Origin of the sequence: Methylocella tundrae (assembly GCF_038024855.1) — a bacterium.
GTDB classification, from domain to species: Bacteria; Pseudomonadota; Alphaproteobacteria; order Rhizobiales; family Beijerinckiaceae; genus Methylocapsa; species Methylocapsa tundrae.
In genome coordinates this window covers 31658-44280 of sequence record NZ_CP139089.1, presented here as the reverse complement: position 1 = coordinate 44280, position 12623 = coordinate 31658, and the positions used below count along the sequence as shown (strand labels likewise).

13 protein-coding genes are annotated in these 12623 nt (G+C 58.2%); 1 reads left to right on the top strand and 12 read right to left on the bottom strand.

The genetic code is table 11. The features are described from left to right. Positions 1-375 precede the first annotated feature (375 nt). The 12 genes from fliQ to SIN04_RS02560 form a co-directional block, all read right to left on the bottom strand. Positions 376-642 (bottom strand): flagellar biosynthesis protein FliQ, encoded by a 267-nt coding sequence (fliQ, locus tag SIN04_RS02610; RefSeq protein ID WP_134485986.1) that lies wholly within the window; start codon positions 640-642, stop codon positions 376-378. Beyond that, the gene (flgD, locus tag SIN04_RS02605) at positions 639-1049 is read right to left on the bottom strand and encodes a flagellar hook assembly protein FlgD (RefSeq protein ID WP_134485985.1); all 411 of its coding nucleotides are present in this window, start codon (positions 1047-1049) and stop codon (positions 639-641) included. Before flgD ends, fliQ begins: the two co-directional genes overlap by 4 nt. Positions 1050-1071: 22 nt before the next feature. After that, positions 1072-1482, bottom strand: coding sequence for a flagellar biosynthesis repressor FlbT (flbT, locus tag SIN04_RS02600; RefSeq protein ID WP_134492201.1), 411 nt, complete (start codon positions 1480-1482; stop codon positions 1072-1074). Positions 1483-1491: 9 nt separating this feature from the next. Continuing rightward, the gene (flaF, locus tag SIN04_RS02595; RefSeq protein ID WP_134485984.1) at positions 1492-1839 is read right to left on the bottom strand and encodes a flagellar biosynthesis regulator FlaF; all 348 of its coding nucleotides are present in this window, start codon (positions 1837-1839) and stop codon (positions 1492-1494) included. A 131-nt stretch (positions 1840-1970) separates the two neighbouring features. Beyond that, the gene (locus SIN04_RS02590) at positions 1971-3014 is read right to left on the bottom strand and encodes a flagellar hook-associated family protein (RefSeq protein ID WP_134485983.1); all 1044 of its coding nucleotides are present in this window, start codon (positions 3012-3014) and stop codon (positions 1971-1973) included. Between the two features lie 11 nt (positions 3015-3025). Next, positions 3026-4519, bottom strand: coding sequence for a flagellar hook-associated protein FlgK (gene flgK, locus SIN04_RS02585; protein WP_134485982.1), 1494 nt, complete (start codon positions 4517-4519; stop codon positions 3026-3028). A gap of 34 nt (positions 4520-4553) precedes the next feature. Beyond that, entirely contained in the window at positions 4554-5798 is a 1245-nt protein-coding gene (locus SIN04_RS02580) for a flagellar hook protein FlgE (protein ID WP_134485981.1), read from the bottom strand. A 532-nt stretch (positions 5799-6330) separates the two neighbouring features. Beyond that, a complete protein-coding gene (locus SIN04_RS02575; RefSeq protein WP_134492199.1) occupies positions 6331-7005 on the bottom strand; it encodes a response regulator transcription factor in 675 nt (224 codons plus the stop codon). Between the two features lie 140 nt (positions 7006-7145). Further along, a complete protein-coding gene (locus SIN04_RS02570; protein WP_244605634.1) occupies positions 7146-7790 on the bottom strand; it encodes a transglycosylase SLT domain-containing protein in 645 nt (214 codons plus the stop codon). Next, positions 7681-8049, bottom strand: coding sequence for a hypothetical protein (locus SIN04_RS20205; RefSeq protein WP_423136040.1), 369 nt, complete (start codon positions 8047-8049; stop codon positions 7681-7683). Before SIN04_RS20205 ends, SIN04_RS02570 begins: the two co-directional genes overlap by 110 nt. Positions 8050-9590: 1541 nt before the next feature. Further along, positions 9591-10802, bottom strand: a complete 1212-nt coding sequence (locus tag SIN04_RS02565) for a hypothetical protein (protein ID WP_134485978.1) — start codon at positions 10800-10802, stop codon at positions 9591-9593. After that, positions 10802-12001, bottom strand: a complete 1200-nt coding sequence (locus SIN04_RS02560) for a MotB family protein (RefSeq protein WP_341264182.1) — start codon at positions 11999-12001, stop codon at positions 10802-10804. The genes SIN04_RS02565 and SIN04_RS02560 overlap by 1 nt, the downstream gene beginning before the upstream one ends. A 68-nt stretch (positions 12002-12069) precedes the next feature. On the opposite strand from SIN04_RS02560, the gene SIN04_RS02555 reads away from it, so the two are divergent. After that, a complete protein-coding gene (locus tag SIN04_RS02555; RefSeq protein WP_134485976.1) occupies positions 12070-12591 on the top strand; it encodes a hypothetical protein in 522 nt (173 codons plus the stop codon). Positions 12592-12623: the final 32 nt, after the last annotated feature.

Below are 12623 nucleotides of genomic sequence, written 5' to 3'. Positions count from 1 at the left end.
TCAGTCGCCGATTACGTGAAGCGCCTAATTCCCGCATTGCGAATGAACCCCAAGATGGGGCGTCCACTCGTTTCATCGACCCAATCGATCGATTTGAAGGCAGGCCCTACAGCACTCAATTATCACCGCAGGCGCAACCAACGCCCCAGACAAGTGCGAAGCCTTCCCGTATCTTAGCACGCTTTGTCCGCGGTGCACACCCGCCTGCGCGCACCCAGCGTCACTGTAGATACAGGCGCCGCAGACGCCATGACTGCAGCGCGAATCGGCCAACATAATGCCGGCCCGATCCTGGGCGCATTTCCGACGAAGCGCCGCTCGCCGACATGACGAGCAATAATACTGGGCAGACATTGTCGCCTGAACTCAAAGACATCAGAAGCCTTTTTCGATCCGCGCATAGACGCGTTCGGTGAAAGCATAAATCTGGCCCCCTATAAAAGGCGCCCCTACCGTCAGCACGAGGAAAATCACGACGATCTTCGGCACGAACGTTAGCGTAGTCTCCTGAATTTGAGTTAGCGCTTGAAAAAGAGCGATGACGAGGCCGACGATCATCGCCGCACCGACGGCCGGGCCAGATCCAACGATTATGGTCCAAATCGCCGAGCGTATCAGTTCGAGCGCGTCGGCCTCATTCATGACGAACCGATCGTCACGCCAAACCCGAGAGCCACCGTCCCGCCGTTCTGTAATGTCGCGGTGGCGCCGCCGCCCGTGCTTGTTTGTACCGAGGCCACAACTCCGCTTGTCGTCCCGTCCGCAGAGGTCACAGTCTGGCCAACGAGGCCACCCGATTGAGTAGCTAACAGTGCGTCGAGGGTCGAATTGGTTTGCACCTGTTGCTCGACGGAGGAAAATGAGGCAAGCTGGCTCATGTATTGCGTTGGATCAGTTGGACTCGTCGGGTCCTGGTTCTTCAGTTCAGCGACCAGCAGCTGCAGGAACTGATTGTAGTCAACTGTCGCCGAGCTTGATGTGGCGCTCGACGCCGCCGTCGAAGCGCCTCCCGGCGTCGAAGTCGCAGTGTTTATCCTATTGACTGACATGATTGCCCTTTCAAAGAGAGATCTAAGCCGCCTGCGTTGGCGAAACGTGCCGGCGCCCGGCCAGAATCTCCGCCTCAATTCCAAATAGCATCCGGATCGCCTTGAGCGCTTCAAATGCCCGTCCATTGCTGACCAGCGTCTTGACGCCACTTAATCCTGCCAGCAACGATGCATCTCCGGAAATGTCCATGATCATACGAATAGACCCCTCAAACATATCGCGCGCCGCCACCGTATCGCTCGGATTCATAAGCATGATTTGGACAATAAAGTAGAGCTGGCGCAGCGGCGTCGTTGCGCTTTCAACCTTCATCACATGCGCTTCAAGAAGAAACGTCGCATCATTAAGAAGCTCCAAGGAGACCTTCCGATCTGCACACAGAACAGCCCCGTTAATGTAGATCTTCTCACCAGCGCGAAGGGAAATATGCATGGCCATGCCTTACTTCAAACCGTCCCGGATCATGGCGCAGACCTCAATCAGGCTGTCGAGCCCATCCGCTCGCCCTGCCTGGATCGCATCCGCCTCGCGCAGAACCCAAATTCCGATCGAAACCAGATCGCCCCTTAGCACATCGGGTAGATCATTTTCGGGGTTGATCAGGTCTTCGATCAGCGCCTTCCACAATTTGCAAAGGAATTGCAAAGCCTCCCCGGTGACCGCCGTGCCGGGTCCCGTTGTCTCCGCTTTCTCCAGAAGCGCGATGGCATGGTCGAGCGCCCTGCGTTCACGCTCGCGACATTCTTTTGTCGATTCTTCGATGCTTTCAGCATAACTCAGTTGATACATGATGACCCATCGCGTTGCATGGTGCAGTTACTTTCGTCCAACAGTAGGACAGCTACAACCTGAGGCAATGACGCATTTGAGCTTCAACGTCTTCATGCCCATCCTTTGACAGTCACGCACGACGGGATGTCTTACAGAAATTGCACGAGGCTGAGCTGTTTAAGCTGCGACGTAAGCGAATAGGAGGTCTCAATTTGCGTCTGTAATTCACTCACGCGTGTTGACGCTTCATACGTATTTACGCTTTCGAGATTGCTGACTTGCGTAGACAAAATATCCATTTGTAATGACATTTGGCTGTTGGCGCTCGCGACGCTCGACTGAACGACGCCGACCCCCGCTTGGATGTCGGTCAAGCCGTTAATCGCGGAGGTAAGAAGCTTGCTTGCCGTATTAGTCACCGCCTGGTATGCGCTTTGGCTGAGATTTTGGCCGCCCAGATCTGAAACCATTACATAGGCTTGCGTCAGTTCCTGAAAAGCCGCCTGATTAGCGGTAACTGAGGTATTTTCGGTTTGATTTGGCGCAATAGTATTTGTGAGCGTCTGGTCAGATGCCGATGACCAATTGGTTGTCCAGTTCGTCCCTTGGAACAGCGAAGCAAATTGTGTATTCAGGAAACTCTGCATAGCGCTTCCGCTAATCCCCGACACACCAGCGCTGGTCTGCGACATGCCGAACGCCGCTGCGAAGGCAGCATCGACCGCCTGCTTGTTTGGCGCATTTGCGGCGCTGTAGTCAGTCACCGGCGCGTTGCCGGTATTTATCCCGGAAAAAATGTAGTCTCCATTGAGCGTAGAATTGAGCGTAGCAATTAAGGATTTGAGACTGTTACTTCCCGTCGACTGAGCCGTCACCGCGCTCGTCGTGGCGCCATTCGTGGCGAGCAGCGAATTAAGGAGTGTCTGTGCTGAAGTCTGCATCTCGCTTAGGTTATTCTGAATTGTGCTGAGCCGCGTTGAAACCGAGGAATTCGTGTCTGATATCGTCTGCAAGAAAGAGGTCTCGGCCTGAAGTGAAACGCTTTGACCCGTCTCGCTCCCAAGGCTTAGGCCAATGTCCGCGTAATTGCCGGTCGACACCTCGGTCTCGCTGGCCGCGAGCTCGGTCTGCATCTTTAAGACGGATTGGCGCAGCGAAGATGAGATCGATTGCGTCGAGATGAAAGCGCTCATGGCCGAATGTCCTATCCAATTATTGCAGCCGCGAGGGCATTGAACATGTCGTTGATAGAGGTTAGTAATTTCGCAGACGCGGAAAACGATTGCTCAAGATCCAGCATCTTGGACATTTCATCATTTATGTTGACACCGGTCGCATTCGAGAGAGCTGTCGACGCCGTGCTCAACAGCGTGCTTTGATAGCTACTGCTGGATGAAACGCTCGAACGCTCAGCCTCGAGCCAACTCACCGACGCTGCCGCGTAATTGCTCAGGCTTGCGCTTGTGGTGATGCCTCCAGCGGATGAGAACGTCTGCGTTGCAGACAAATTGCTGGTCAGTTGCGATAGGCGCCCCGTGAAGCCCGACGCGCCACTCGTATTATAAGTATAGTTTGTATTCGCTGTGTCGGATATGCCGCCGTCGCGCAAAAGATTTACGTTTCCGCCCTGGCTGGGATCGACGCTAGCGTTAACACTTATTTGACTGGCTAACCCTCCGTTCGCGCCGGGAAGAGCGGTCGCGCCGGGCGTCGTGAAAAGACCCGGCAGGCTCGGACCCACGCCTGCTTGATCGCTTTCGGCGAAGGAATTGATGAGCGCCCCAGCCATATTGTCCAGTTGCGTCTGATATGTGGGAGCTATCGTGTCGCGCAGCGTGGCCAGGCCCGCGAGATTGCCGGATGCGATCGGCATCGTCGCTGACCCTCCCGTGATCGCCGCTCCGTCGACGTAAACAGCGTTGCCAGCGGTCGATGCTGTATAGGTGCTTGTCGCCTCAAACGTTAGCGTCCTTGCCACGCCGCCCTGGAACAATGTGACCCCGCTATCCCCATAGATGGACATATCTCCGTTCGACCCAACGGTCGTCGAGATGCCGATTTGCTGGGAGAGCTGCTGCAGGATCGTATCGCGCTGGTCCTGCGCATCGGTTACATCGGCCCCGCTAGCCAGACCTGAGACAACTTGCTGATTCGCCGTTTGAAACTGGGTGAGCAGAGAATTGATCGCCGCAACCGAACTCGCCATGCCTGAATCAGCCGTTTCACGGGCTTGCTGCACCGTCACCGATGCGCTGTTCAAGCCGCTGACCAGACTTTTGGCCGCGGTCACAGCCGCCGCCGCCGCTGTGGAATCACTCGGTGAGGCTGAGTAGGTTTGAAGCGCGTTGCCGAAAGAGCTGATTAGCGCCGCCGGCGAAGTCGCGGTCGAGGCCGAACCCGACGTCGAGCCCGAGACATCTCCGATCGTCTGATTGAGCGTATCGAGACCAGCCGAAATCGCTTGCTGGGCCGCACTCGCCGCGGTGGCTGACAGCACGTTATCGAACACGGCCTGGTTGGAGGCGCGCGTCAGAGAGACGACCTGCGCGCCCGATGACGTCGTTGCAACATTTGCGATCTTGCGCGAATAGACGGTCGTGTCGGTCGCTCCGGAAATATTCCGGGTGAGCGCCGCGATTTCCGCGGTTATCGTCGAAAGCCCAGACTGCGTTGTTCTCGCGGCGCTGGAAAGACTCATGACATACACACCCTTTGATCACGAAGGCTGACCGTTATTTCAACATATTGTTCAGCTGAGATAGCAGATCGGACCCCGCTTGAAATACTTTGGAGTTCGCTTCATAGCTGCGCTGCGCGACGATCATATCCGTCAACTGCGTCGCGAGATCGACTGTGGAGGACTCGAGCTGTGAGGACTCGATCGACCCGAGACCACCCAGCCCCGCATCACCGACGAGAATAGATCCCGATTGGGTGTTTGCCTGATAAACATCGCCCGCCAAGGAGGTCAGATTGTTGACGCTAGCGACGCTCGCAAGCGGGATCTTCGAGATCGCCTTCGTCGTTCCGTTGGCGAACACCTCGGACACGACGCCATCCGTGGCGATGCTGACGCTTTTAACAGCGCTCGGCGCGCTTCCATTCGTCGTCGCGGCAGTGACAGCGAAAGACGACGCCAATTGCGTCGTACCGGCAAGACTGAGGTTTAGCGTCTGCCCATTTGGAATAGCGACTGAGACACTGGTCGGAGTGGTCAGACTGCCGTCAGCGGTGCTGAAATTCAACGTTTGCGTGCTGAGAGCCGCAGTCGAATAAGGAAAGCCGCCTCCTGGCGCAGCATCAGCGCCATTATAGATCGACTGCTCCCATGTGTTCGCCCCCGTCTTCGTAGAATATATGTCGAGCGTTACGACATTGCCCAAATTATCGTAGGTGACGAGCCTTGACTTTGAGGTGTAGGTCGATGCGGCAAGGTTCGCGCTGGGAAGAACGCCTGTGACGGCGGTAGCGTCGGAGTTGAGGTTTGCCGTATAGGTTCCTGTGGTTGATGCGACGGCCTTCAAGCCATCGCCGGTGACGTTGACAGGCTGAAGCGCGCTGATTCCGTCAGCGGACGTGCTGCCCGAGGCGACGCTGTAGCCAAGCAGCGTGAACCCCGCGGCGTTGACAAGATCTCCGGATGCGCTGGGTGTGAAGTTGCCCGCTCGCGTGAGGTAGGTCGCCCCGCTGGAGTCCGTGACGAGAAAAAACCCGTTGCCTTGGATGCCGAGATCGGTCGTCGATGATGCGCTCGTGAGGCTGCCTTGCGAGGAAATATCATAACGTACAAATGTTCCTACGCCAGCAGCATTATAGCTGGTTGTGCTGGTCTCGTTCAGCAAATCCGAGAATTCGGTCGAGGCTTGCTTGTAGCCAGTGGTGTCCGAGTTTGAGATGTTATCGGATACTGTGGAAAGCTTGTTTGCCTGCGCCGTCATTCCGGACACGCTCGCAGTCAAAGCGCTAAAAAGGCTCATCGAAGAATCTCCGCGTTGGGTGAGCCAGTCTAATCGGATCGAGCTTGCGCAAAACTGACCGAGCGTTGGTTCTATGCTGGCTCAAGGCATGCATTTGCTATCGTCCTGCGACGCGCGTGGCGGGCGTCGCCCGTGATCGCTGGCTCCAGCACGTGAGACGGCTTTTCCGGCGTCAAGGATGTTGTTTACCGCGCGTTGACGGCTTTCGAGCGGTCCCGCCGGCGCGCTTGGGGACGAACCTCGTTAGAACGCCAAGAATTGCCGCGGCCATTTGGCTGACGAGATGCGCCGACAGAATATCTTTAGTGGGGCAAGATCAGCAAGCATGGAGCCGCGCTCCTCCTGGAGCCCCGTGACTTGCGACAAAGGTTATGCTGCGACGAGTTGACTGTGCTCCGGCCAGCTGCATCGCAGAGCCTTGATCCGGGACCCCGGCGAGGCTGTTGGTCTCTGCCATGCTTCTAGACGTATGGATAGAAGGAAAATGGAATTTTGAGAACGCTATACTTAGCGCTCGGCGGCTGCAACCTCTTTAAATTGTGCCATCCAGGCGATAGCCAAGATAACGGACTGAGTTGATCGGATCATATCCGAGCTGCCTCCGTAATTTCTTGCGTAACTTGCTGATATGGCTTTCGACGACGTTCTCTTCGACGTTTTCATCGAAAATTCCGTATATCGCATTGAAGATCTGAGCCTTGCTGACGCGCCTGCCGCGATTGTTGACGAGATATTCCAGAATCCGGCGCTCGCGCCGCGGCAGGACGAGAACATTTCCCTTGAGTTCGGGATCGCGTCCATCGAAAAAGACGCGAAGTTCGCCGAGCTCGATCGACTGAGCCTCATCCTCGTGTCGCCGCCTGATAGCGCCTACGCGCGCCAGGATTTCGCGCACGTGGATTGGCTTACGAACGACGTCGTCGACGCCGGCTGCAAAAAGATCGAGAGTTTGCTCGAGAGACGGCGTTTCATTCATTGCGATCACCGGCGCGCGGGATCGCTCCCGGATCATTCTTGGATAGGCCTGCCGATCCTTGCAATCCCCAAGCAGAAACGCCTCGACAGCTCCGAGATCCGTCTCTGCAACCGTTGCAACCCATTCGCGAAATTCTTCTGGGCAAAACCCAGCGGAAGAAACCCCTTCGCTGTCAAAACGGGATGTGTAGCCTGACGTTACAATCTCCCGATCATCAATAATTACAAGCATTTGGACTTCCCCTGAATCAAATCTCCTCATTAACTGATTATTAACGACTATCGCCAATGCGTCAAACATTAATTCGTGTTTAGGTTGTGTTTTTCTCGCATCGAGCACATCGCGTCGACGGAGACGCGGAGAACGTTCTCTCACTGACAAAATTTGCGGGCATTCATTGTCCAAGCGCCGAAGCCGCTGGCGACCATATTGGAGATGACCTGACAAACATATTTTTTCTGGGCGGGATTGTTGCCTGGTCCGGCGTGATAGCGCGCCGCCGCGAGAGTCCAATTGCCTTCTCTCGCGCGCAACGCTTTCAAATATTGCGCGGCATATTCGACATTTTCGCGCGGGTCGAACATCGCTTCGAGGGATCGAAACCGTTGGCCGTGAAAATAGTAGTTGATCTGCATGCACCCGACATCAATAAGGCGCGCGCCATCTTTACGCGCTGATTCAAAGCGTCGAATCGATTCATCGAGATTGGCCGGAAAAAGCGATTGCCCTTCGATGTTGAGCGCATAGGGGCTGAGTGCGCCACGCCGGCCGGTTTCGGTCAGCCCGACGGCATAGAGAACGCCGAGCGGAACATCATATTTTGTGGCTGCGCGCGTCATTTCGCGTTCACACAGATTGATTGAGTCCGGGTGCGCCCAAGCGTGTATCGCGCCAAAGCTGACGCCCTCAAAGATAGACAGCGCCGCCACTATTAACGCCGGAAGACCTATCCTCAGAGTCGTCTCTCGCGCGCTGTTGAGACGACGCGCTCTCTCTTTGCGCTCCCGATTGATCATCGGCGCTCCAACTTCCTTGTTGCGATGGCCTCCATGATGTGGGGACATCGCGTTGAGTGTCCGACGAGGTGGTTGGGTCGGCCCCTTGCTGCAAGTGCGGGCTCTGCTGTCCGGCGAGCTTCACGACGACGCCATCCAATGTATAAGCGGACGAGCGCAGTTTCTCCGCGAGACGATCCTTATCATCACTAATGAGACGCATAGTGTCGGCGCGAGCCGGCTCAACCTGCACCTCAAGACGTGAGCCCGAAAGCCGCATCCTGATCGTGACGGCGCCCAGGGTTTCTGGTTCGAGTTGCAGATTCAAACTCTTCATCACAGTAGGCAAGACCTGTGACTGTGTGGCGTCCGATACGCCGGCCGCCGGTGAAGCGCCCGACGAGGCGCCGGGCTCGGCTGCTTCTCCGAGAGACGAAACAAGCGAGGCGGCCTCCGGCGCGATTCGATCGGCGATTTGATGGATCGGCGAGAACCCGGCGGTAGGCGGAAAGTGCGATTGCCTATCAAGAACCGCAACCTTGATCTGGCCACGCTCTGGAAACCCGGTGGATTGACCGACGCGGGGCGACGCCGCTGCGATTGTAGAAAATGACGCGGTTGATTCCTCAGGAGTTGGCGTCAAGTCAGTCGCAGGCATACCGGGGGGGGCGTTGCCCGGCGGCGCGCTAAGTCCGGGCGTCGTCTGACGGCCCTGCGGCCGCGGTGCGCTCGGAAGATTTGGCGGCGCCAGCGCTGCCGCCCTCTCGCCAAGAGCAGTGGCCTGGAAAGGCGCCGCCTCGGTTTCTTCGAACGTCGCCACAGCGCCTCCCGATGGCGCCGGGGCGCGCAAAGGGGTCGAAGGTGATTTCATCGCCACAGCCGCGGCGGATGGCTGCGCCGCGGCCAGATCCATGCTCGATCTGACGGCAATGGCGCCCGCGGTCGCCGACTTCGGAACACGGGGTACGTCGGCGTCGCCGCGGCCCCGCGATGGTTGAATCGAAGGAGCGACCGACATCGCGTCGATAGACCGCTGATAGGGCGCGATCCCGGACCATGGCGCGGCCGACGCCCCGTTGTTGACGGGAATGTTCGTGATCTGACCGCTCGAAACATCGCTGCTGGCGCCCGCAAGGCTCGGAGAGACCAAGCTCGTCCCGTCGCCATCCCGCTTCCTTGATGGCGCGCCAGTGTGTTTCGTATCCGCTTCAGATGTTCTGGAGCGCGGCTCTAGCCGCGTGTCCAGCGCGGCCGGGCGGCCGTCCTTTATCGCGACGGCCTCTGTTGACTTGACGGCTTCAACAGCCGCCTTATCGTCAACCCGGCTGACCGCGTGGCGATTGAGGGAGCCTGAGCTTGCGGCAACGTCAGTCTGAGGGATGTAAGGCGGTCGCCGTGGCGCCTGACCACCGCTGTCGTCGGCGTGAGGGACCGGCTGTCCGCCGGCAGTCGGCGCGATGCCGGGCGCGGCATATGGCGATCCCGAATCGGCAGCCGGAGCGTTGAGCGCCGCCGCGTCCGCGACGGCGCCATCAGTTCCGGTTCCATCCGATGGGCGCAGCCTGCTTTCGCTGACCGTGACGACGCCGATCTTTGCGCTGGCCGATTCACGAGTCGATGTTGATATCGCGATCGCTTGACTTGTCGAAGCGGCCGAAGACCCACCGAGGCCGCCATCGCGTTTCGACACCTCGGACAATACGTCGCCGAAAACCGCGCCCGACGCCGCATTTGAAACTGCGTCGCCGCCGCCCCCTGATTTCGCCGTGGTCGACGAATCCGGAATGACGGGTCGGCCTCGTATCAATCCATCGATGAGGTTCATGGTCCAGCCCTTTTCAAAAGAGCTTCAGTCTGGCTAAGCGCCATTTGCGCGGACTCGATGAGCGCGGACGGCGACGGGCCGTCATTGCCATTTGAGGACGATTGTGGTTCTGCAGATCCTACATCACTCGGGCGTTGCGCATCGTCCGCCGTCTTTTGAATTTCCGCGCCCGTTTTTGTGACAACTTCCTTGAGCTCCACATCGCGCTTTTGCAAATGCCTTTCATCGATTTCTGCGACCTCGCGAAGCCCCGCTTCGGGAGACCTCAGCAATATCTTCGTCGCCGCTTCGTAAAGTTTCGCGCGGTCCTTCTCGAGACCGGTTTCCTCGGATAAACGCAGGGCTTGTTCCGCGGCGTAGCGAGCAGGCTCTATCTTGCCCTTCAATATGCCGGATTGGGCCGTAAGCAGATAGAGTTTAAGCTGTTCCTCGCTATCGAGTTCGCGCAGCAGATTAGTCAGTTTCGCGCGCTGAGCCGCGTCGCTGGTCAAGCCGAAATGCGCCACCGACTCCGCGAAACGACGACGGAAATTATCGGCGTAGACAGATCTCGCATATCGGCGAAAATATTGGCTCGACGATGTCACAAATCGGCCAAGGTCGGACATCTCATCAGCAAGAAACGCCGAGCGACGCAGAGCTGCCTCTTCGACCAGCGTGCCAGGGGCAAGAACGCGCGCCTGGTCGAGCAAGCTCATGGCGCGAGCCGGATTCTCCTTGGCGATCAGCGCCGATTGGGCGAGCGCGACATATCCGCCGACAGAAGGCGCCAACGCCATCGCATCGATGGCCATGAGGATCTGCTTTGCCTTGGCCTGCTGTCCTTCGACATAAGCCAGGGCTCCTGTCATCAGATTCCTCTCCGTCTCGGAGGCGTTGCCGAGCTGAAGGACCTTTCTGATCACGCGGGGCTGCCCCCCGCTGAGCGTGTAGATCACCGCCGCGTGGTCGTTGCGTGCATCCCGCCAGAGGGAAGGCTCCGCTGCGAGAAGGCGCTCGGCGATCTGCCCAATCAATTTCGGCAGCCTGCTCCGCGCGTCGACGCTTCCCAAGACGATCTCGTCTTGCGTCGCCTCCATTGATCGCGCGATCTCAAACGGCTGCCCTTTGCGCTGATCAGTCTGCGGATCTTCCGCCCGCTGCGCGAAGGCCGTGGCGTTAAAGATGCACGTCAACGCGAGACCAAGCAACAATCTCGGCGCTTCCATCACGGTTTGTCCTTTCGCAGCAGAATTTCGATGCGTCGATTGGCGGCGGCCATCGGATCGGCGGCGATCTTCAATCGACGGTCCGCGTAGCCTTCGATCTTCTCGATGCGCTTGTCGTCGAGACCGCCGCGAACCAGCATGTAATGAGCCATGTGCGCGCGCGCGGTGGAGAGCCGCCAATTGTCATAAGTCGCCGATTTGAAGGGGCGGGCGTCAGTATGTCCGCGAACCACGATGGCTCCGGCGCGCGTCTTCAACAATTCGGCGATCTTCGCCATGACTTCGATGGTTTTCGATTGCGGCTCAGCTGAACCGATGGCGAACATCGCGAAATTTCTGTCGTCTGTGAGACTGATGAGAAGCCCTTCGCCTGTGCTCTGGACTTCTATATGGGGGCCGGCCGGTGATCGACCCTCCTGCTTTGCCAGCGCCATAACGTCGGCTTTCAGTTTTGCCGCGTCCGCCTCATTGAGCTGGGGCGTTTCCGCGACGCTGTCCGGGCCCGCGGCCGGCCCGGAACCATGCGTCCTGACCTCCGCATTTGGCCGCGCCGCAGTCGCATCATGCGCGGGGGGATGGCTATGTTCGCCTTGACCGGCTGTGGCGGCTTGCGCTGCAATCGGCGCCGGCGCGGCCTGTGATAGCGCGGCAGGCTCGGCAACATGCGGAATGGTGGTGAAGGGGTCACTGAAGCTATCGAGCGTGTCTGGGGCCGACTCAGCCGCGGCGGTCGGCGCGGGCCCGGACGTCGGCTTCGGCGTCTCGTCGACGCGGGCTTGCCCGGCGATCTCGGCAAGGACAGCATAAGGATCGCGAAACAGCGCCGACTCAGAATGCGTCGGCAATTTGGCTCCGGGTTGAACAGCGACTTCCTTGGTCTCAGCGAGGTTCTGGTCCGTGTCAGCTTCAATCTTCGATTCGCTGCTCTTTGGTCCCGCGCCCATCTCGGTGTTCTTTGGATCACGAAATCCCTTCTTGAGAGTCGTGACGTCAACGAGCTTGACCGGATTGAAATATTGCGCGACCGCGTGCTTCGTCTTGTCGCTGGTCGAGCTGATCAGCCACAGGACGAGGAACAAGGCCATCATCGCGGTCATAAAATCCGCGAAGGCGATTTTCCAGGCGCCGCCGTGATGACCGTCTTCTTGAGCGGCATGCCTTTTTATAATGACGATTTCCTGGTCTTCTTTACTGGCCACGGGTTAGCTCACTTTGGCGATGCCTCAATTCGCTGGATCCAAGCCTGGATCCGCGATTCGATCAGGGTTTGATCCGCGATGATTCGAACGTCCATCGTTGGACCGGGCGTCCAGACGGCGCACGCCGCCGATCCCGCCAATCTGGTCTGAAGCGCCGCGAGGAGATCCTCCGGACCAGTGATCTCGACAAGCGGGTTCCGGCTTCCACTGAGCATTTGCTTGAGGCTTTCAGCCAATTCATCAATTGCCTTCCGACCGGCTTGCCTTACGAGAAATGGACGCAGGATCCGCGCGGCGCTCGCACCTATTCTCGTCTCGATTTCCGCAAGAGCCGCCTCCATCTTGGCGCCAAGCCTGGCGCCTTCATCTTGGGTCCATCTGTCGCGTTCCTTGACAATCTGCTGCTCGAAGGCGAGATGCTCGGCGCGACGCATCTCTTCCTGCTCATGGCTGGCCGCCGCAAATCCTTCAGCGTAGCCTTCATCACGAGCCTTTTCACGAGCGCGCTGCTCATCATCGCGCGAGGCAGCGGCCGGCTCCTCGACAGGCTCCTCGACATCGTCCAATTCGCACAGCTGCTCCCGCGCTGAATCTGGGCGCTCATGGTCGCCAAAACGCCCAA